We start from the raw sequence: 20574 nt of genomic DNA, 5'->3' as shown, positions 1-20574 counted from the left end.
CCTCTTTTGGTTTTAGATGGTTTAGAAGGTCTCAGTTGGCAGCACTAGCATTCTTTGTTTTGGTTTTAACGATTTAGAGGGCCTTAGCCGGCGGCACTAACACCCTCTGGGTTGGTTTTAACGGATTTAGAGGGCCTTAGTCGGCGGCACTAACACCCTCTGGGTTGGTTTATACAGATTTAGAGGGTCTTAGTCGGCGGCACTAACACCCTCTGGGTTGGTTTTAACAGACTTAGAAGGTCTTAGTCAACGGCACTAATACCCTCTGGGTTGGTTAAACGAGTTCAGAGGGTCTTAGCCGGCGGCACTGGCTCCCTCTATTTCACTCATGCTATTCAATGCCACATTGTTCTCAGAGCGGGCATCCTTCTAATCTAAAAATCTCTGTACTCTTGTCGAAGGTAAAACCCCAGCCAACATTTGGCTGGGGTTAATAAACTGGTCTACAACTGGTATAGGTGCCTGTCACCCAATAAAAGACTGAATCCGCCCAAATTGCTTCTTGGCATCGCTGTAGCCCTGGTTGTAGAGGTGTTCGAGCTTGGCTGGGTTTCTTTCCATCCTTCCCACTTCGAGCGGCTCTGATGGCTGGATGACAAGGGTGGTGCCCTTCTGTTCTTCCTCTGCCAGGTAGCCGAGTGTCTGGTTGTACTGCCGGTAGCGGTTTTCCATGGCCTTTTGGAGGCCTGTATAGGCTGGATATTTTCTTCTGACAAGGAAATGGAACTTTGAAGGTTTTTTCTGATAGCCTTTATTTCTTGTGAGTATGACTATATTTTTTTGGAATCCGTCCTGCTGGGCTTTTTTCAGCGGAATCGGGTCGCTGATTCCCCCATCCAGCAGCTTTCTGCTGTTGTAGTCTATCTCCGGAGCAATGAAAGGCAGTGAACTCGAAGCTTTCAGCACCTGCAGCACATCCTGCCCGTAGCCTTCCCTGTTAAAATAAACAGGTTCTCCTGTATGGCAGTCGGTTGTGCCAATGACGAACTCCGACTGGCTGTTATGGAACTTATCATAATCATAGGGGACAAGCTTGTTCGGGACCTCATCAAAAATGAAATCCATTCCAAAGAATTGCCGGTTCCTGAAATAATTGCGCCATGATATATAGCGGGGATCACTGACAAGATCCACATTGACGGTTTTATTCCGTCCTTTCTGCCCTGAGATATAGGAAGCAGCATTGCAGGCTCCCGCTGAAACTCCTATTATGTAGGGAAAATACAGATCCTGCTCCATAAAGTATTCCAGCACGCCTGCCGTATAGACGCCCCTCATCCCGCCGCCTTCGAGCACCAGGCCGGTTTCATTGAGCATGACAAAGACTCCTCTCTTTTTTTTGCCTATTATTGCTTGATAATGGATATATTCTAACAAAAAAAATCCGCATTTGTCACAGGCTCCGCCTGACTGCGGCACAAAAAAAGCTGCTGATCCCATTAAAAGGAATCAGCAGCTATGCTGTCTTATTTTATCAGACGAAAAACCAGCGGTATTCTGTATTCATTGCCTTCATAGGCTTTTACTGCCGCCACAATGGTAAAGACCAGGGCCAGAGCGCCGACGATCCAGATGGTGATGAAGCCGATAAGGACAATCATCAGGACGGTACTGATGATGCTGTACACACCATAAGAAATAAGAAAGTTAAAATACTCTTTTCCATGATAATTCACAAGCTCCGAGTCATCCTTCTTCAAAAGCCAGATGATCAGCGGCCCGAGAAAGGTCGTAAACAGGCTGGATATATAAATCAGGGATGCCATCAGCCTTTCATCACTGCTGGAGTTTTTTTGGTATTCCACTCATAATTCCTCCAATATTAAAAATGATTTCTTATAACTATTACTACGCCCCACATCTAAAAAGGTTTCATTCTTCCGCTTAAATTATTCTTTAACCGCATCTTTTTCTTTCCCTGTTCTTGTTTGGGACAACTTGAATACTAATTAGTGAGGGCATATATCGGCAAATACAACAATAAAGGAGCCTTCCTCAATACTCCAAAAAGATGTAAAGGGTGATCAGATGCTTTCTAAGATAGAAGCGCTAATTCTCGGCATGATCCAGGGCCTGACTGAATTTCTCCCGATTTCGAGTACCGGGCATTTATATCTCGGAAGGCACCTGTTCGGGCTTGATGAGGCTGGCCTGTTCCTTGATACCATGCTGCATGTCGGAACCTTGCTGGCAGTCCTTGTCGTTTACAAAGATGAGCTCCTCCAAATCGCCAGGAAACCTTTCGGGCGGCTTTCCCTGCTCCTTGCAGCCGGAACAGTTCCTGCCGTGATTGCAGGTCTCCTTCTCGGGGATCTTCTCGATTCATTGTCAAAGTCCGGCGTAACCATCGGGTGGGAATTTTTGCTTACCGGCTTTATCCTCTGGACTGCCGATGGAATAAAAAAAGGCAGGAAAAAGATGGACGATATCAGTATGGGGGATGCCATTTTCATTGGCACCTTCCAGGCAGCAGCCATCTTCCCCGCCCTCTCCCGCTCCGGATTGACGATTGCCGCAGGCCTCATCAGGAAACTGGATAGAGAAACGGCTGCCTATTTTTCTTTTCTTCTTTCCATTCCAGCGATAGCCGGGGGGATTGTGATGCAGGCAGGAGAAATGTATGCCGGCCATACCGAGGCCATCCCTTTTGGGAGCCTATTGATCGCCACACTCTCATCAGCGCTGTTCGGCTATGCGGCTGTAGTCTGGATGATTTCATTTTTAAAAAGAAAATCCCTGAAGATTTTTGCTGTTTATGTATGGATTTTGGGCTTTGCTGTCCTCGCCCTTCAAATGACAGGTTTTTTTTAAGGGAGTGATGTATCAGTGAAGGAAGTGATCATTCAGTTATTTGAGTTCCTTTCAAGCCTCGGTTATCTGGGCATAGCCCTTGGATTGATGGCAGAAGTGATCCCCAGTGAAATTGTCCTGAGCTATGGAGGATACCTGGTTGCAAGCGGAGAGATCCATTTTGCAGGAGCTTTGCTCGCCGGGGTTGCCGGCGGCACCGCTGCCCAGCTTTTTCTTTATTGGCTCGGTTATTTTGGGGGCAGGCCCGTCCTTGAGAGATACGGCAAATTTCTGCTGATTAAAGGCAGTCATCTGGATGCTGCCGAGGACTGGTTTAACCGCTATGGAACCGGCGTCATCTTCACTGCCAGGTTCATACCTGTCGTACGGCATGCCATTTCCATACCGGCAGGAATAGCAAAGATGCCTCTCAGAACCTTTTTTCTGTACACTGTGGCGGCCATTATCCCCTGGACAGTGCTTTTTCTCCTGCTGGGAATGGAGCTTGGCGACCATTGGAATGAAGTAAAGGATTATGCAAAACCATATCTGGCACCGATCATCGTCACCGCTGCTGTCCTTCTTGCCGGATATATTGCTGTCAAGCAACGCAAAAAAGATTGATGCGTAAAAAAGGAGGCGTGATCATGCCAAGGATGCTGTTGAAAAATGCGCTTGTCTACCCGATTGTTTCAGCACCCTTCAGGGGTGACGTCCTTGTTTCAGATGGCAAGATAGAGAGGGCAAGCCCTTCAATTAAGGTGGATTCCGCCGTCAGGATCATTGACTGCGGCGGAAGGCATCTGCTCCCAGGCTTTATCGATGTGCATACACATATGGGACTTTATGATGAAGGGACCGGATGGGCTGGTAATGATGCCAATGAAACCATAGAGCCGCTCAGCCCGCATATCAGGGCCATGGATGGCGTATACCCGCTCGACCCTGCATTTTCTGATGCTGTGCGGCATGGTATCACGGCGGTCCATATCATGCCTGGCAGCGCCAATATCATCGGCGGAACCACTTCTGTCATCAAAACCGCCGGCAAAAATATTGAAAAGATGACGATCCAGAAAACGGCAGGCCTCAAAATCGCATTCGGGGAAAACCCCAAGCGGATTCACAGCCACGGCAATAAAGAGTCGATTACCAGGATGGGCATCATGGGAATGCTCCGGGAGGCTTTTTATGCCGCAAAAAACTCGGCATCACCGGAAGATCTCCGCACCGCACCGCTGCTGCTCGCCCTTAATCGTTCCATTCCTGTACGGATCCACGCACACAGGGCGGATGATATCATTTCTGCGGTAAGATTGGCAGATGAATTCAATCTGGATTTGAGGATTGAGCATTGCACAGAGGGTCACCTGGTAGCCGACGAGCTGTCTGGAAGGAGTTTAAAGGTGTCTGTGGGCCCGACATTGACCCGAAGATCGAAGGTAGAATTGAAAAATAAAACATGGAGGACATACAGCGAACTGACGAAAATGGGAATTGAAGTCTCGATAACGACAGACCATCCTTATACACCGATACAATATTTGAATGTCTGTGCTGCCATAGCCATGAGGGAAGGTCTTGCTGAACAGAAAGCACTCGAGGGAATCACGCTCATTCCGGCCAGGAACTTGAGAGCAGAAGACAGGCTCGGCTCAATTGAGCCTGGCAAGGATGCAGATTTGGCCCTTTGGAGCCTCCACCCTTTCCATTTTTTGTCCAAGCCGTCCTGGACGATGATTGACGGGGAATTCGTCTATTCTGAGTGATGGAATTTGTCAAAATCCGCTGCCGAATTTTGCTGTAAATTTTTCAAGAAATATTAACAATTTACCTATTTCTTTTTTTATTTTTTTTTAGTATGATACCTTAAGTGGCAAAGATTCTGCTGAATTTCTGCCTTTGAATAAACACATAATGGAATGCAATAGATATAGGGAAGGCAAATGGTGCGCCACCATCCAATCCAAGGATGGTTCTAGTGGGTTCGATTCCCACCCCGAAATTTTTTAGCAACATTACAAAAAATTTCGAGGGTGGGACCAGAGCTCTATTTGGCATGGAGCAGGACTACCTCGGGCTGGAGGGAACATACATGCTCAAGAAACGCGATCTTCATGATTGCCATGCTTTGTACGAATTGATGACGCACCCGGAAGTCTTCCCTTTTGTGCGCCAAAAAGCCTATTCCTATGATGAATTTTTATTTATGACCAAGCAGACGATTGAAGCAGAGGAACGCGGTGAGCTTATTTCCCGCACTATCCTCGATGAATGGGGTGCTCCGATCGGGACCATCAATCTGTTCGATATTCAGGATCAGGCCGGTTTCCTCGGCACCTGGCTCGGCAAGCCCTATCATGGGAAAGGCTATAATAAGACAGCCAAGGATGCTTTTTTTGATGAGCTTTTTTATGAAGCCGGAATTGAAACGATCTTTATGAGGATCAGAAATGTCAATATCCGTTCCCAAAAAGCTGCCGAGAAGCTTCCCTATATTATCCAGGCCAATGAAACAAGGCAACATATATTTGAACAGCTGAACAAGCAGGAGCTTATCTACAATCTTTATGAAATTCCAAAGGACTTATATACACTTCATGTAATGCGGAGCGGAGTCCAGCCGGTTCAGGATGTCACCCAGCTAATGGAGGCTTAAGGGTGCACATACACGAGATTTAACCAAAAGCCAGTCATTCCCGACTGGCTTTTTTTTCATATATAAAAACTCACCTTGCCTCCAGAAAAACTGCCCTCATAAATGCCTGTTCCAGCCTCTCCACAGGACAAAGTGAGGATAAGCCCTCCCTATCCCTCATCTTCATCAGAATTTTTGGAGGATATTCGAAACGGTCATCAGCATATCGGAAGGCTGTTTCGGCTTTAATATGAATCGTTTGCTCTTGGCAGATTCTGTACTTCTGCCATCTCACAGCCTGTTCAAGGAGTGAATGAAACCGGTTCAGCTCATAATCAGGTTTTTCAGGGTCGGATGCCGAGAAAGCCATGCAGATTCTTTTCCTTTTCATAACAGCCCTTTGCAGCTGCTGGCTTATAGCTTCAAAATCCCTGCCGGTAAAGCTCTTTAATGATTTAGGGAACATTATTAAGCTGATCTCATCCAATTCCCCTACCTGCAAGCCTGATGGAGGTGATCGAATCAGCTTAAGTTTATTGGGGGGGACTTCACTCCGGCCACTCCAGACTTCTTCGTCAATGCCGGTGTATGTAAAGCTGCCGATTTCCTTCTCGCATGCGGCGGCATAGAAGGCATCATATTCAATTGCACTTCCGCACTTAAAAGAGAACAGTTTCCATGGAGGCAAAATCCATTTGCTATCGAGAATCAGTCTGGACATCAAATAATATTCATGGAGCAGGACAGGATAGTGCCCGAGCAGATATATCTGCTGCCAGACTGTGTTCCCCCCGCTTACGGATTTCAGCGGGCAGTCAAAGCTGCTTTCCCCGATTTCCATCCAAATGGTGGCCAGCTTGTTTGCAATAAGAGATCTCACTATCCTCTGCCCCCTTTCTCCCTCATCATATGCTTCGCCGCTTTCCAACATGCCATTATGAAAAGCGCATGCTCAGGTGCCGGGCATAGACTGCCGCACCGTTTGGCAAAACAAAGAGACTGCTTTCTATGCAGCCTCCCCATATGTTTATTTTCCCGGATTTTTCTTTAATTCTTCGATGTATAGCTTTCTGACAATATAGGTTTTGTATAATTCTATTTTCCTGCGGTCTATCGGATGTTTATTGATCCCCATTTCCTTCAGCTTCTGAATATACCAGCCTTTCGACCCCTGATATGCCACCCTTCATTCTCCTCTCCAAATCGCTTGTCCGTATACTATATGCTGAAAGAAGCAGCTGAAGACCTTCACGGCAAAAATTCAGCGGCTCAGCCAGCATCCTTATTCTTTAGAGCTTAAATCTGCGGGTTGAACACACTGATTGCATTTGCAAACCGAAAGCCAGGAACAGCCATGCTATATTCCAGACTCTGAAAAAAACGGTCTGTCCATTCCTGTACTTTCGCCTTTGATCTCCGCATAGGTATATATGGCAGACAGGCTTTTTCAAAATTGAGTGAAGAGACCCTCTTTTTTCCCCTTTTCAGGAGAGGTTTATTCAGCTAACAGGGCAGGAAAGGATAAAAAAACCAGGAAGTCTTATCCTCATTTGAGGGACCAGCAAGCCTTAAAATAAGCGGAGAATTTCCGTTTTAACTGCTGAATCTGGCATGAGGGCATTAAATAAGCGGAAAATTTCCGGTTAAGTGCAGCAAGGTTGCCCATTTTTCTGTTTTTTGAATCGATCGCCGGAATTTCTCCGTCTATTGCAGCTGTTTTTAGAGTTTCTTTGAAATCAGGGGGAATTTCTCCGCTTATTTTTCAGCCTGTCCCCGATTCCCTCATTCAGGTCCTGTAAGGTCCGCTCTTTATGGCTGGTCGCGATTGTTCCTAAATAGATTTTCTTGAATGATCCAGAAATAGCGGTTTTTATACCTCACGTATAAAATTGACGTTAAATGACTTTAAATTCTGGCAAGCACCAGCAGCATTTGCTTCCTGTAAAAGTAATTTTTCACCTCTTATAAGAATGGCAATAAAGCAACAATCAATGCGTAAAGAGCCTTATTAAAAGTTACGTCTTTCAACCTATTAAATTTTTCCGCAGTTAGTGGTAAAGTGTTCTAATGTTTATCACTGCTTAGTTTTACATCAAGGAGGAAAATGATGACTTACCTGTTAACCGATGATTTTTGGGCAAAGTTTGCCCTTTCTGCCGGAATCCTGATTTTATTTTTGCTGCTCCGAAAAGTGTTTACAAGATATATCTTCAAGCTGATTATTGATTATACTGATAAAAAAGGCATCACCACAGCCTCTTCCATCCTAAATTCGTTCCAAAAGCCTGTCAGATGGCTGTTTGTCGTTATCGGGCTTCAGCTGGCTTTGCAGTTTTTCCCATATGACCTGATCAGCGATACAGCAGAAAAAAAGCTGTTCCGGTCAGTTTTCGTTGTGCTTGCGGCCTGGGGCCTTTTCAATTTAAGCAGCATGACTACGGTGCTCTTCCCTAAACTGATGAGCAAACTCGACATTAATGTCGATAAGCTGGTCGTCCCTTTTGTTTCTAAGATGGCTAAGACTCTTGTCATTGTTCTTGGCGGAAGTATGATTGCTGAAGAATGGGGTTTCAATATCAACGGCTTCATTGCCGGGTTGGGTCTTGGAGGCCTGGCTTTTGCCCTGGCTGCGAAAGAAACTGTTTCCAACCTTTTTGGAGGGATAGTAATCGTAACCGAGAAGCCATTCACAATAGGCGATTGGATTAAGACTCCCAGCGTCGAGGGAACAGTAGAGGACATTACCTTTAGAAGCACGAAGATACGTACTTTTGCCCAGGCTCTTGTGACGGTTCCCAATTCGACCCTTGCCAACGAGCCGATCATTAACTGGTCTAAAATGGGAAAAAGGCAGATTGCCTTTCATCTGGGAGTTACGTATTCCACTTCAAGAGAAAAGCTCCAGGCAATCGCAAGGCGGATTGAGCTGATGCTCATTGAGCATGAGGAAATCCATAACGATACAATCATAGTTCGCTTTGACCGCTTCAATGATTCCAGCCTTGATCTTTACCTGTACTTTTTCACGAATGTGACGTCTTTTGCAGATTATCTTTCCATCAAAGAAGACATTAATTTCAGGATCTTGCTAATCCTGGAAGAGGAAGGAGTCAGCATGGCTTTCCCTACACGGACTCTGGTGGTCCAATCAGAGGGGGTACAGTCCGGAAGCGGAATTATTCAGGAAGAGAAGGCATTGCTCCGTTCATCATAAATTCTTTCATTATGCGGGAAGAATATGCGTGCATCAATAAAGCCGCACCAATCTGGTGCGGCCTTTGTCATGTATGAAGGACCTTAAGGGTTATTTATATAGCCCATAGAGAACCTGAAAGATCAGGATGCCTCAGTCTGCACCATCTTTCTGGCCAGCTCAATAAAAGCGTCTGCCACCTGTGGATCCCACTGTGTGCCTTTTCCACTTTCAAGTATATGCAATGCTTTTTCCGGCGGCATCCCTTTGCGGTAAGGTCTGTCAGAAGTCATGGCATCATAAGAATCTGCTACGGCGATGATCCGGCCAAAATAAGGTATCTCTTCCCCCTGAAGTCCATCAGGATAGCCTTTTCCATCGATTCTTTCATGATGGGAACGGATCCCGGGGAGCAATGAAGCCACCTCGCCTGCCGGCTGTACCTGCTTTAAAATCGTTTCACCTATAACCGGATGGGCCTTTATGTACTCGAATTCTTCGTCAGTCAGCTTGCCTTCTTTTTGCAGAACACCATCCGGGACACCGATTTTTCCAATATCATGGAGAAGAGCAGTCTGATAAAGCTGCTTCAGTTCTTCATCATGAAGACCAAGTCTCTTCCCTATGTCGCGGGAGAATGATGCCACCCTCATTGAGTGGCCGGAAGTATATGGATCCCTCGCATCAAGTGCTGCAGACAGGACAGTCATGAAGCTTTCAAGCAGCTGCCGGTTCGTCTCTTCCCTTTGCTTCAGGGCCGCTATCATAATATTGAAACCTGTGAATACCTCAGAGAATTCGTCTGTATACACATTATCCTTCAAGTAGGCAAAGTTCTGATTTTCCGCCTCGGACATCAGCGTTTGAAGGCGTGAAATCGGCTCTTCAATATCCTCCGCCATATACTTCGCGGTCAGCATGGCATAGCAAACTGTAATGAAGATCACAACAGCCGCCCACTGCCAAAAAACGGCCGTTTCCATCCCCATTCCTTCCAGCTTGATTTGGGCAGCTACCATGAAAATCAGGACAGGAAGGACACCGATCACAAGGACTGTTAAACGGAATTTCTTTTTGATAGGAATGGTGGACGGAGTTTCTTGAACAAGCCACCCGCTTTTATTGGCCGCCTTGAAATGGGCCAGCACCGGCTTGATCGCCCGAAGCGTCAAGTAGAATTCTACTAGGGCGTGCATGCTGGCAACAAGAAAAGCGGCAATGGCGGCATAAAGCACCATATAATAGGAGAGCTTGAGCTCTCCGGCTGAGATCAGATAAAGTGAAGCAGATGCTGCCGGTATCGTCAGTCCAAGCAGATGCGGCAGCATAATCCGCTTGACCGTTAGGACTGGAAACTGCTTCAGCCTCAGGATAGCTTTTCTGACAGACTCCGCATCCATTCCATCTGAAAGAAACACAGCTCGAATGGGCCTGATATGCTGCCTGAAGAAAAAGCCCTCCGTAAAAAACATGATGACCATTGACCCTGCCAGAATCAGCCATATTAGGGCTTTGTCATATCCCCTGGCATCAATGGTTGTAAAGATAAAGGTTGCACCGATTGCCAGCACTGCAATCAAAGAGCCGAATATGTAATTGATTAGAAGTTTTTTAAGAAACCTGTTATATATGTCCATATTCCACAGCACCTGCATCAAATTTATAGTTATTTCCTACTATTTTATCATCCTTCCACCTTCAAAACTATATGTACTCGTTTCTGCAGCAGGTTTTCTCAAACTTTCTCTTTTATTGGCACAAATATTGCAGCAAAAAGCACATTGCCTTCAGCAATGTGCCCTTCTTAGCCATCAAGCCTGTATGCTTTTCCCAGTATATCCTTTCCGCCTGTGACGGGAATAATGCTCCCATTTATAAAGGCGGAATTATCATCACTTAAAAACGAAATGACCCGTGCAATATCCTCTCCGGTTGCATCTCTTTCATTTTCGGGCAAATCTCCGATCAATTCTCTTGCCTGAATGATTTCCTTCTCTTTCCATTCACCTACGATATCACCTGGGCAGACCATATTGGCTGTAATCCCGTTCTCAGACTCTTCCAGGGCAAGAGTCCTTGTAAGGGATGCCGCCGCTGTTTTTGCTGCAGCAAAAGCTGATCTGTAAATCCACCCTGGCGCCGTTTCGACTCTATCAAATCCAATGGTAATGACTCTTCCCCAGCCTTTTTCTCTCATCGCCGGCAGAAGGAGCTTTGTCAGCCAAAAGACTGCGTTTACATTTCCATTCATCAGATAGCTCCAATCTTCAAGGGAATAATCAGCCATTCTTTTTCGTTCATGTATGTATGGCCCGGCATTATGGACAAGGATATCGATTGAGCCGAAATAATCCAGTGCCTTCTCAGCAATGCGCAGGCAGTCTTCTGCAGAAGCGATATCACCCTGGACAACAATATTTTGCGTCCCATATTTTTCAGTCAATTCTTCTGCGAGCAGCTCAGCTTTTTCCCGGCTGCTGCGGTAATTGATTGCAAGCGAAACCCCATTAGCTGCCAGTTCAATGGCTGTCCTTTTTCCGATGCCGGCCGCTCCGCCGGTTATTAAAGCCGTCTTTACATTCACCAAGATACATACCCCGCAATATTTTTTTCTGCTCTCTTAATCACTATACTATGAAGAACCCTTGAGATATGCAAATAAAAAGAGGCTGGCAGAAAATATATGCAATTGGACTGGCAGCTGGTTTGCTGTATGCGTGAAAATTAACGATTAGGCTGCTGCCTGCATATAATACATCAGCATATACCGAACATGGGGCATATACGCCTCACTAGGAAAGGATGTATCATATGTTTCCCTGGAACCTTTTCCCGTTTAACAAAGACATGAAAAAAACGATGCAGCAGCTCAAGCCTGACGAGATTGACAAATATGTTCAGAATATGATGGGCCAGCTTTTTCCCCAATCGACGCAGGGAATGGGAGGGCCACAGAATATGATGCAGGGATTCAGCCCATTTCAGCAGGGGAACCCTGATCCCTCTCCTCCCGGCTCTTCCAAACTCGATACCTCTGTCTACGAAACACATGATTATGTTTTTGTCAGGATCGGAATAAAAGATGAATCCTGGCTCAAACAGCTGAAGCTTTATCATACTTCAAACCAGATCATCCTGGAGCATATTCCTGAGTTTGAAAATAAGCATACGATTACCCTTCCTGCCATTGTAAAAAGGAAAGGCTCTTCTGCGAGCTTCAAAGACAACATGCTGGAAGTCAGGATACCCAAGAATATTGATATGCAGTTTTCTGAGATTGAAGTAACTGAAATCCTTTAACCTTTTCCTTTTAGCTCTGAGCTCCCATTCATTAAAGGAGGTTACAATCTATGTCTTTGGAACAATTCAGGCATCTTCTGGAATGGAGCACCCAGGTCCAGAATGATCCGCTGTTGGGCAGTCTGAGCAAAAAGAATCCGGAGGGGCAGATTGTGCCATCCAATCCCGGCTCTTTATTTTTCGGCCAGCAGGGATCCGTTCCCCGATGTGATGTCTACAAATCCGGAAACACCATCATTGTTGAAGCAGAACTTCCAGGCATTGAAAGGGAGAATTTCAAGGTTCAACTGGCTAAGGGGGAAATCATGATTCAAGGTAAATATATGACTCTTCTCCCCAACCGGGAATATTTGATAAAAGAGCGCCCCAGCCTGAAGTTTGAGAAGAAATTATCCATTCCATATCAGGTCATACGGCAAGAGATCAAAACCTCTTTTGAAGAAGGTCTTCTTGTCATTATCATACCCATACATGAAGATGAGGAAGCTGTAGATATTCCTTTCCAGATGGATACTTGAACTTCCGGCATGCTTAAAGAAGTTTGTCGTAGCAAAAGAACGGATGCTCCCTGTCCATATAGATTTCACCGGCTTTTTTGTATCCGTTTTTCTCAAACAGTCTTTGGGCCTTCTTGTTAAGTGAATATGTATCAGTTCTCATATATGGCACATTCTGCTGAACAGCATGCTGTTCAGCAAATGAAATGAGACGGCTGGCAATCCCGGCTCCCCTGATTTCAGGATCTACAACGAGGCGGTGGAACACATAGCATTCACCATCGGCCTTTTGCCAGGAAACCTGGCGGTATTGCTCTGCCTGGACCTGATCGCATGTTATAGCACCGGCGGGTTCTCCATCCATCACTGCTGTAAACATTGTTCCGTTCTTGATATCATTAAGGAAATCAGTTTCTGCAGGATATTCATCTGTCCATTGATCATTATTTTCCTGCCTCATAATTTCTACTGTTTTCTTTACGATTCCCATTATTTTGCTTATATCTTTTGGTTCTGCTTTTCTGATATCCATAGAAATCCCCTATCTATATTAACTCTAGGTTGTATTGTATCCTTTTTCGGAAAAATCATGAAGGAAAAGCACCCGCATTTACTGTTAAACCTTTCGGGCCGCAGCCTGAATGAGATTAAGACGTATAAGACAGTCATTCCCTAGGAAAGTCTAAAACTGTTCAAAAAAAAGAGACAGCAGGTGCTGTCTCCTTTTTTTGAATGCTATATTATTTTCCAATGAACATTTGAGTCCAATAGTTGCCTTCTGCCACATGGCCTACACCGATGTGTGTGAAGTTGGCGTTCATGATGTTCTTGCGGTGGCCTTCACTGTTCATCCATGCTTTTACTACTTCTTCAGGTGAACGCTGGCCCATTGCAATGTTCTCACCGGCTGTTCTGTAAGAGATGCCGAATTTCTTCATCATATCAAACGGAGAACCGTAAGTTGGGCTGTTATGGTCAAAGTAGCCTTTTGTTTTCATGTCATTAGACTTTTCGCGTGCAACCTTGCTGAGCTCTGTATCAAGCTTAAGGGCAGGCACACCATTTTTTGCGCGTTCCTGGTTAGTCAGTTCGACTACCTTTTGCTCAAACGCACTTACTTGTGATGCTGATGGTGCAGCTTTAGGCTGTTCTGCTTGTGCAGGCTGTTTAGCTGGTGCAGGTGCAGGTGCTTCCTGCTTAGGCTGTTCTGCTTTTGCCGGTGCAGGAGTTTCCTGTTTTGGCTGTTCTGTTTTGGCTGGTGCAGGTGCTTCCTGTTTCGGCTGTTCTGCTTTGGCCGGCTGCTTGTTTACCTGTACGCTTTCCCAGTTAATATTGTATTGTTTCATATATTTTTGAAGCAGGCTGTTAATCTGCTCGTTATTCAGGTTTCCAGAGTAATTTACTTTCACTTGCTGTGGAGTCGGGCAATTAGATGCTGCATCTGCTTTATTCAATCCTGGTGATACAAGCAATGCTGCTGCCGCTGCTACTGAAAAGATCACTTTTTTATTCATGTATGAAATCCTCCCTGATAATCGTAGTTTGTTTTTTGTTGCTCTCTTGCTTGCAGTAATATCATAGCATACGATTTTTGTAATATTAGAGGGAGGATTTTACATATTAGCAGTTTGTAAGTGCATCCATAGGCTGCACATACTGACTTTGGGACTAATTAAGCAGGAAAAGCCTGTTATATCAAGATATCTTAGGTTTAATGGCTGGAATATTATTGTATGGATAATAATTGGTAAAGTGGAAGTGAACATGTCTTTTTTCCAAACATATGATAAAGAAGTCTTATTGACACATTTTCAGGGGTCATCCTTTGTTTACTTTTATTACACGGGAATGACAAATGTGAAAAGAAATTCGTATGATTTAAATTGAAAAAACCCGGAAATATCCCGGGTTTCCAATTTAATCCTTTAGCATTGGCAATTTTATGGTTACCGTTGTCCCTTCTCCTGGACTGCTCGCTATTGATATGGATCCATGATGCAGCTGGATGAGCTTTTCTGCAATGGCAAGGCCGAGTCCAGTGCCGCCATCATCCCGGGTTCGGGCTTTATTGACCCGGTAGAACCTCTGCTTGATACTTTCAAGATCTTCCGGCGGGATTCCGCTTCCTGTATCAATTATTGTAAGAATGCAGTCCCTATTGGAAGCTTTCAGGGTAATTTCAATGTAGCCTTTACCTGTATATCGGATGCTATTGTCCATGATATTCTGCACGATCTGCCCGATTCTTCCTTCATCACCCATTATAATGATGTCCGGATCAAGCATTGTCCGCAGCTCTACTCTCTTTTCCCTCAAAGCTGGGGTATACCGCACCAGGCTATCTTCAATGACCTGAGCAAGGGGAAGAGGCATTCTGACCAGCTGGTACTCATCGGTGTCCAGCCTCGATAAATCAAGCAGGTCTCCGACAAGCCTTTCCATCCTGACCGATTCTCTATTGATAAGATGAAGATACTTATCATCTTTATCCGCAATCCCTTTTAATATTGCATCACTATAGCCCTTAATATAGCTGATAGGTGTCCTGAGCTCATGAGAAATATCAGCCAGAAACTCCTTCTTTCTTTCATCTTCCTTCTGGATGGAGGATGACATCTGATTGAATGCCCTGGCAAGGCGCCCTATTTCGTCTTCGGATTGAATCTGGACCCTGCTTGAATAATCTCCTGAAGACACTCTTTCCGCTGCCTTTTTTATATCTGCAAGCGGGTGTGTCAGCTTACTGATTATTTTTGTCCCGAAGATGAAGGCAGCTCCAAGAAACAGCAAAGCAGCCGCTACCCACCAGTAGGCAAAATCCTTTGTGACTTCTGAGATATTTTCCACCGGGATATATAAGTATAAAATACCTTCAAGTCTGTTTTCGTCAAGCAAGGGAATAATAACTCCCATGATTCTTCGGCCGAACCGCTCCTCATACCCGGTTTTAAGGATATGGTCTCCTTTAAGAAGCCGTTCTCTTTCTTCAGGGCCGATCAGCGTGTCATAATCAATATCAAATGGGAGGCAGGCGCTCAGCTCCCTCGGATTGCTGACAGCAAAGACTTCCGCATCAGATACCTGGTTATACCATTCCACTTTTTCTTTATATTGTTCGGTAATCGGGCCTGAACTGTACTGCGAGGCCAGGCGCCCGCCCTCTTGCAGCAGCTCTTCCTCAATATGTGAGACATAAAGGTTTTCATAAAACAAATAGGACAGAAAATATGAGTAAACGATGGTGATGACAATGGCGGCCATGATCGCCAGCCAGATTTTCCTTGCCAGGCTGCCTGAGAAGTATTTCATTCGAGGGGCACCTCAAACTTATAGCCGATTCCCCAGACCGTCTTTATATAATCTCCTGCACCAAGCTTCATTCTTAGTGTTTTAATGTGGGTATCCACCGTCCTTAAGCTCCCCAGATAATCCATTCCCCATATCTGCTCTAAAAGCTGTTCCCTGCTCAGCGCATGGGACTGGTGGCCGATAAAGAACATCAGCAGTTCATATTCTTTGAGTGTGAGCATGATATAGCTGCCTTCCACCTTCACGCTCCGCGCCTTTTTGTCTATCGTTATTTTTCCGGCGGAGGTTATATTTGAATCTGCGCTGCTGATGCTGCCGCTCCTCCTCAGGACTGCATGTATGCGGGCAGTCAGTTCCCCAGGGCTGAAAGGCTTGACGATATAATCATCTCCCCCGATCTGCAGTCCTTTGACCTTATCCCACTCTTCCCCTTTTGCAGATAAAAAAATGACAGGTACTTCATATTGGGCACGCACCCTCTCACACACTGAGAATCCATCTTCACCTGGCATCATGATATCCAAAAGAATGAGGTCAGGAAGATTTTTTTGTATTTCTTCCAGCGTTTCTTTTCCTCCTGCAGCATAACGGCAGCTGAAGCCGGCATTTTCCAAATACATCCCGATCAGGTGACGCATATCTTCTTCATCATCCACAATTAATATTTCTAAATCATTCATTTCCAACATCCCCCCGGAGTATGATCTGGAATGGCCCTTCTCCTGTTTTGATCGTCTTTATGACCTGAAGCGGTCCCGGATCAATCAGATGGACATCATTGCTGTCATAGCCCGCAATAATCAGATACTCTCCGAAAGGAAGCATTACAAAAGGATTGGCTCCGACCTGGATGCTGCCTGCCTCTTTACCGCCGCCGTCCACCTTATAAAGTGTACTGGAGCCGTGGCTGAGAGCAAAAATAGATCCTTTCAGCTCTGCAAAGCCTACCGGCATCGTTGGGGCAGGAATCGTTTTTGCCAGCCTGCCTGTTTCCAGACTGTAAACATGGATGTCTTTCTCAGCTTCTGCCCCTTCTCCATGGCCGCCTATCCAAAGTTCTCCCTCTTCTTCCCTGATTAGGGCTCCTGCTGCAGAAGGATGGATTTTGAAAGATGATATCTTTCTGCCTTGATTTATATCTATGACAGTCATGATTTCCTGCTTGAAGCTTGAGACAAATAGCCTCCCTTTTTCCTTTTCTTCGAGGATGGTCAAGGGATCGGCTTCTGTCTTAACAGCTCCTGTTTCCTTGCCATTCAAATCATAGAACCTGACTTGATCTTTTTCCTGGTCTGCAAAAGCAATTTCCTGCCTGCCTGCAAGGAGCCTGCCATTGACTATCCCGGTACCTGCCGGCCATTCACCGATCTTTTCCCCTTTTTCTAATGAATATAAATCAACGGTGTCCAGCTGTTTGCCGTACAATAACAAGGAATCTCCATCAGGGAGGATTAAGCCGCCCGTATAAGGCTTCTGTAAATCCCATGTCGCCGCTTCATCCAATATATCCAAATCAATGAAGGTCAAAGACATATCTTTGATGTTGACGGTTGCCGCCACCATTTTGTCCTTTGCAATTGGCGGATATTGTTCAGAGCTGCAGGCTGCCAGCATCAGCAGCATGCACGCATATCCCAGCGTAAGTGCAATTGCCCTCATGATTGTTCCCCTTTTCTGCTATGTATAAGAAGATTATATCCTTGTACTGTGAAATATTTGTGAAAAGTTATTGATCATATTTTTAGATCATTCTCGACAGCAAGGCATATGCCGCTAAAAATCTTAAGATCTGATCTGTTCATACACCTGACAATGCATGTCTATCAGAAAAAGTTTATCTTCATTCGGCATATCAGAGTCTGTTAGCCTCTTAACTGCCAGGTAGAACTTTTCCGCCACCCGCTTTCTGGCACGCGGATGGGCATTTTCATCTTTCAGCTCTCTCCGGATTGCTTCCTTTAAAATATCCTCCGCTGAGCCGGTACCTTCAAGCCTGCGGTTGTTCCAAAGCTGCCTGTACTGGCTAAGCAAATAAGCATAATCATTATTCATCTTCTATCTCTCCTTGCCTGTGTCTTACCATCGTTTCTAGTATACCCCTACTATATATGCATAAAGAAGACTGCAATGGCAAAAAATACGTTCACCGGCAAATCTGCAGGAAGAATGAAAGGAGGATGTTCATGGGGACACCTTACCGCTGCCCTAACTGCAAAACCAATAGAAGCAGATTCAATATCATCAGGCAGGTAGCACAGCCAGTAAAGCTTGATCCCGGCTCGGGCATTGTCTTGGAAGAATACGCTGAAGAACAGCTGAGCCCTTTCCATATGGCTTATAAAGGGCCTGAAGTCAGGGTGCAGTGCGCAGCCTGCGGGCTGGTAGAGGATGAGAAGACATTTGCGAAGTTTGGAGAGATGAAATAAGAATGGGGGATGCCATAGCATCCCTTTTTGCTTTTATTGCTGCGGAAAGAGAAAACCGCTTATCTTTCGAATAGGCGGTTTTCTTCCAGGAATTTTTGCGCGTTTACTTTCCAGCCGTCGAAAGCTGACATTTTTATCATTTCGATTTTTCCTTTGTAATGCCTTTTTCCTTCATTTTTTATATACCAGACAACTTCAACGGAAACATCCACAAGCTGGTTCTGCTTTTCTTCCATGCTGAAGCCGCCGGAAGCACTTTCCAGCTGAACATTTTCAATAGCCGGGAGGATTTTTTTCCATGGCAGCTTTTGCAGAGAAAGCATGCCCGCAATATCTTCGTCCTGCTGCTTCAGACCTGCAATGAATGCTGAAGCTGCTTCTTCCGGTCCTGCATTTCCGGTGTATGCCTCCAGTTCGCCTGCAGACTTCAAAATCATCAATTTATGAGATAAGTCCATCTCATCTCTTCGATGAGTTGTGCTTCCGTTAAAATGAATGCAGAAGTGGCCGGGAAAATTATTGGCAAGTGCCCCGGCTCCATGGGGCATCCCATGCATTGAAGCCGCTATTCTCAATTTTCCGGATTTTACAATGATGGCTCTCCGCCTCCAGCTCCACTTTCCATCATAAATTTCCTTCATCACGGCTGTATCCTTCGCCGTCAAGGGCTGGACATCTGCGTGGCGGCTTCCTGCCCTTCGCTGCACTTTAAAATTCTTTCCCGTTTCAACATCCTCAACAGTAAATGTGCTGAATCTTGGAAGCAGCTCATTGACTTCTGACCAATCCAGTGGAGCTGGCCTGCCGGATGCATCAGCATAAAAAATGGATCCCTGAAGAAGAAAACTGGCGAGAATAAGGACTGCCGGCTGTTTTAAGAACTTCATCATCATCACTCGATTTCTCTCTTTGTAGGATGGGTCATGCGGCCCTCAATGAAAAGTGTCCCACACAAGCCTTCTTTTATGCGCGGCGCCGCATCCTGACAGTTTAAAATGAAACAAAAAAAGAGCCTGGCGGGCGCGCGCAGGGCTCATATAAATCATTACATAAGTTTTTGAAACAGCTTTACCAGCTGATCCAGCTCTTCTTCAGTAAAAGAGCGGAACTTTGCCTGCAAATAGGCAGATTTTTTTTCCTCCAGTTTTTCAACAAGTTCCTTGCCGGTTCCTGTAAGCACCAATTCCACCACTCTCCGGTCGTTTTCGGAACGGCTTCTGGTCATATAGCCTTTCCTGACAAGAGAATCAGTTACGCTCGTAATGTGGCTTGCCGATACATTCAGCTCTTTAGAAATGGCAGAAGCCATCTTAGGTCCGTCTGCTATTAGTTTCAGCACAGTGAATTCATTGCTGGTGACTTCATCGCCCATCAGCTTATTCACTTCCTGCCTTAAAGTCCGAAAAACAGTCCGGAATGCTCTTTCCAGTTCTGCTGCTTGTTTCAAAGAAAATCGTCCTTTCCCTATATGGGCTAAATGATCTTTCAGTGATATTATATCATTTACTCCATATCCTTTAATTTCCGGCTGATCTGCTCCCAGTCTATATTTTCGCCGATAAATACCATGTTTAGGGGCATATTCATATATTCCTTCATATATAAAGGCATTCCATAAGAAAATTGGAACAGGAAAGGATAGCCCTCAACCGAAAACTTAATATATCCCTTTATTCTAAAGACCGAATCAGGCAGCTCTCTCAAAAAAGAATCGAATGCTTCCTGGCTGACCGGGCCCTTGAAGGTGTGAACATAGGATCCAAGGTTCAGATCCTTGAGGGAGGCTTTTTCAGCCCCGGTCTTCCGATTCGTCTTAAGCCCCCGTACCGCTTCGGCGGAGACCTTGGAATAGGTGGTGAGAATAGGCACCGCATGCTGGTTGAAAGACTGGATATCCATGACTGCAGAGGCTTGTTCTGAACTGCTCATTTCATCTGATTTATTCACCAGGATCAGGTCGGCATGCCGCACCTGCTCTATGAGCAGCTGCTGAACTTGCGGGCTCAGCGACTTCCGGGCAAGCCATCTCATCCCGTCAATCGCAGTCATGATGCCTTTAACCTGCAGTTTATCTGCGAACAGCGGCGACAGCACAGCATCAAGCACTTCCACAGGATGGGCAGCGCCGGTCGTTTCAATATAAATCACTTCAGGTTTCTCATCCAAAAGCAGCGACTGCAGCTGGGATTCCAGTTTATCCTGGATGCTGCAGCAGATGCATCCGCCAAGCAGTTCTTTCAACGGGACCTCCCCGTCAACAGCTTCCGAATCAATGGATACCTTTCCAAGCTCATTCATCATAACAGCTGTCTTCCGGCCATCCTTTTTTTCCTGCAGCAGCAGCCTCTTCAATAAAGTGGTCTTTCCGCTGCCAAGGAATCCCGATAATATATATACTTCTGTTTTATTTACCATTTCAGC

General features: G+C 45.5%; 23 protein-coding genes. 8 read left to right on the top strand and 15 right to left on the bottom strand.

Annotated elements, in window-relative coordinates:
* Nucleotides 1-465: 465 nt before the first annotated feature.
* A complete protein-coding gene (locus Q9R36_RS08795; protein WP_009795507.1) occupies nucleotides 466-1317 on the bottom strand; it encodes a patatin-like phospholipase family protein in 852 nt (283 codons plus the stop codon).
* 149 nt (nucleotides 1318-1466) lie between these two features.
* A complete protein-coding gene (locus tag Q9R36_RS08790) occupies nucleotides 1467-1766 on the bottom strand; it encodes a DUF4870 domain-containing protein (protein ID WP_050767316.1) in 300 nt (99 codons plus the stop codon).
* 262 nt (nucleotides 1767-2028) lie between these two features.
* Between Q9R36_RS08790 and Q9R36_RS08785 the strand changes: the two genes are divergently transcribed.
* From Q9R36_RS08785 to Q9R36_RS08770, 4 genes are all read left to right on the top strand, one after another.
* Nucleotides 2029-2811 carry an undecaprenyl-diphosphate phosphatase gene (locus tag Q9R36_RS08785; protein WP_094767238.1) on the top strand — a complete coding sequence of 261 codons (783 nt, stop codon included), beginning with the start codon at nucleotides 2029-2031 and terminating at the stop codon, nucleotides 2809-2811.
* 15 nt (nucleotides 2812-2826) lie between these two features.
* Nucleotides 2827-3414: an undecaprenyl phosphate transporter UptA gene (gene uptA, locus Q9R36_RS08780; RefSeq protein WP_101549732.1), complete on the top strand. Its 588-nt coding sequence runs from the start codon at nucleotides 2827-2829 to the stop codon at nucleotides 3412-3414.
* Nucleotides 3415-3437: 23 nt separating this feature from the next.
* Nucleotides 3438-4559: an amidohydrolase gene (locus tag Q9R36_RS08775; protein ID WP_101549734.1), complete on the top strand. Its 1122-nt coding sequence runs from the start codon at nucleotides 3438-3440 to the stop codon at nucleotides 4557-4559.
* 326 nt (nucleotides 4560-4885) lie between these two features.
* Nucleotides 4886-5449 carry a GNAT family N-acetyltransferase gene (locus tag Q9R36_RS08770; RefSeq protein ID WP_148949186.1) on the top strand — a complete coding sequence of 188 codons (564 nt, stop codon included), beginning with the start codon at nucleotides 4886-4888 and terminating at the stop codon, nucleotides 5447-5449.
* A gap of 70 nt (nucleotides 5450-5519) precedes the next feature.
* Here the strand turns inward: Q9R36_RS08770 and Q9R36_RS08765 are convergent, their stop codons facing one another.
* The gene (locus Q9R36_RS08765) at nucleotides 5520-6308 is read right to left on the bottom strand and encodes a hypothetical protein (protein ID WP_311224933.1); all 789 of its coding nucleotides are present in this window, start codon (nucleotides 6306-6308) and stop codon (nucleotides 5520-5522) included.
* A gap of 147 nt (nucleotides 6309-6455) precedes the next feature.
* Nucleotides 6456-6611 (bottom strand): YflJ family protein, encoded by a 156-nt coding sequence (locus Q9R36_RS08760; protein WP_022544074.1) that lies wholly within the window; start codon nucleotides 6609-6611, stop codon nucleotides 6456-6458.
* 921 nt (nucleotides 6612-7532) lie between these two features.
* Between Q9R36_RS08760 and Q9R36_RS08755 the strand changes: the two genes are divergently transcribed.
* On the top strand, nucleotides 7533-8642 hold the full coding sequence (locus Q9R36_RS08755) for a mechanosensitive ion channel family protein (protein ID WP_129611940.1): 1110 nt from the start codon (nucleotides 7533-7535) through the stop codon (nucleotides 8640-8642).
* Between the two features lie 122 nt (nucleotides 8643-8764).
* Here Q9R36_RS08755 and Q9R36_RS08750 read toward each other — a convergent pair whose 3' ends face one another.
* Together Q9R36_RS08750 and Q9R36_RS08745 are read right to left on the bottom strand one after the other, a co-directional pair.
* Nucleotides 8765-10258 carry an HD-GYP domain-containing protein gene (locus Q9R36_RS08750; protein ID WP_094767232.1) on the bottom strand — a complete coding sequence of 498 codons (1494 nt, stop codon included), beginning with the start codon at nucleotides 10256-10258 and terminating at the stop codon, nucleotides 8765-8767.
* Nucleotides 10259-10425: 167 nt separating this feature from the next.
* The gene (locus Q9R36_RS08745; RefSeq protein ID WP_094767263.1) at nucleotides 10426-11205 is read right to left on the bottom strand and encodes an SDR family oxidoreductase; all 780 of its coding nucleotides are present in this window, start codon (nucleotides 11203-11205) and stop codon (nucleotides 10426-10428) included.
* Nucleotides 11206-11432: 227 nt separating this feature from the next.
* Between Q9R36_RS08745 and Q9R36_RS08740 the strand changes: the two genes are divergently transcribed.
* Both Q9R36_RS08740 and Q9R36_RS08735 read left to right on the top strand, forming a co-directional pair.
* A complete protein-coding gene (locus Q9R36_RS08740) occupies nucleotides 11433-11921 on the top strand; it encodes an Hsp20/alpha crystallin family protein (RefSeq protein ID WP_311224932.1) in 489 nt (162 codons plus the stop codon).
* A gap of 50 nt (nucleotides 11922-11971) precedes the next feature.
* Nucleotides 11972-12439, top strand: a complete 468-nt coding sequence (locus tag Q9R36_RS08735) for an Hsp20/alpha crystallin family protein (protein WP_311224931.1) — start codon at nucleotides 11972-11974, stop codon at nucleotides 12437-12439.
* 13 nt (nucleotides 12440-12452) lie between these two features.
* Here the strand turns inward: Q9R36_RS08735 and Q9R36_RS08730 are convergent, their stop codons facing one another.
* From Q9R36_RS08730 to Q9R36_RS08705, 6 genes are all read right to left on the bottom strand, one after another.
* Entirely contained in the window at nucleotides 12453-12950 is a 498-nt protein-coding gene (locus Q9R36_RS08730) for a GNAT family N-acetyltransferase (RefSeq protein ID WP_009795492.1), read from the bottom strand.
* A 208-nt stretch (nucleotides 12951-13158) separates the two neighbouring features.
* On the bottom strand, nucleotides 13159-13932 hold the full coding sequence (locus tag Q9R36_RS08725) for a CAP domain-containing protein (RefSeq protein ID WP_311224930.1): 774 nt from the start codon (nucleotides 13930-13932) through the stop codon (nucleotides 13159-13161).
* Between the two features lie 403 nt (nucleotides 13933-14335).
* Complete coding sequence (locus Q9R36_RS08720) at nucleotides 14336-15727, bottom strand: sensor histidine kinase (RefSeq protein ID WP_311224929.1); 1392 nt, start codon at nucleotides 15725-15727, stop codon at nucleotides 14336-14338.
* Nucleotides 15724-16407 (bottom strand): response regulator transcription factor, encoded by a 684-nt coding sequence (locus Q9R36_RS08715; RefSeq protein ID WP_311224928.1) that lies wholly within the window; start codon nucleotides 16405-16407, stop codon nucleotides 15724-15726. The genes Q9R36_RS08720 and Q9R36_RS08715 overlap by 4 nt, the downstream gene beginning before the upstream one ends.
* Nucleotides 16400-17386: a YncE family protein gene (locus Q9R36_RS08710; RefSeq protein WP_311224927.1), complete on the bottom strand. Its 987-nt coding sequence runs from the start codon at nucleotides 17384-17386 to the stop codon at nucleotides 16400-16402. The genes Q9R36_RS08715 and Q9R36_RS08710 overlap by 8 nt, the downstream gene beginning before the upstream one ends.
* 123 nt (nucleotides 17387-17509) lie before the next feature.
* Nucleotides 17510-17779 (bottom strand): hypothetical protein, encoded by a 270-nt coding sequence (locus tag Q9R36_RS08705; protein ID WP_311224926.1) that lies wholly within the window; start codon nucleotides 17777-17779, stop codon nucleotides 17510-17512.
* Nucleotides 17780-17910: 131 nt separating this feature from the next.
* Here Q9R36_RS08705 and Q9R36_RS08700 point away from each other — a divergent pair, with 131 nt between their 5' ends.
* On the top strand, nucleotides 17911-18153 hold the full coding sequence (locus tag Q9R36_RS08700; RefSeq protein ID WP_022544079.1) for a hypothetical protein: 243 nt from the start codon (nucleotides 17911-17913) through the stop codon (nucleotides 18151-18153).
* A gap of 59 nt (nucleotides 18154-18212) precedes the next feature.
* Here the strand turns inward: Q9R36_RS08700 and Q9R36_RS08695 are convergent, their stop codons facing one another.
* The 3 genes from Q9R36_RS08695 to Q9R36_RS08685 all read right to left on the bottom strand — a co-directional run bounded on the left by Q9R36_RS08695 (nucleotide 18213) and on the right by Q9R36_RS08685 (nucleotide 20568).
* Complete coding sequence (locus tag Q9R36_RS08695) at nucleotides 18213-19046, bottom strand: hypothetical protein (protein ID WP_180827364.1); 834 nt, start codon at nucleotides 19044-19046, stop codon at nucleotides 18213-18215.
* A gap of 152 nt (nucleotides 19047-19198) precedes the next feature.
* Nucleotides 19199-19600 (bottom strand): MarR family winged helix-turn-helix transcriptional regulator, encoded by a 402-nt coding sequence (locus Q9R36_RS08690; protein ID WP_094767227.1) that lies wholly within the window; start codon nucleotides 19598-19600, stop codon nucleotides 19199-19201.
* A gap of 56 nt (nucleotides 19601-19656) precedes the next feature.
* Nucleotides 19657-20568 (bottom strand): CobW family GTP-binding protein, encoded by a 912-nt coding sequence (locus Q9R36_RS08685; RefSeq protein WP_311224925.1) that lies wholly within the window; start codon nucleotides 20566-20568, stop codon nucleotides 19657-19659.
* Between the last annotated feature and the right edge of the window lie 6 nt (nucleotides 20569-20574).

It is taken from the genome of Bacillus sp. AG4(2022), from assembly GCF_031844465.1.
Lineage (GTDB): Bacteria > Bacillota > Bacilli > Bacillales > Cytobacillaceae > Bacillus_AB > Bacillus_AB infantis.
Note: the sequence above shows the minus strand (reverse complement) of the source record. Positions and strands in the feature narration are given on the sequence as shown.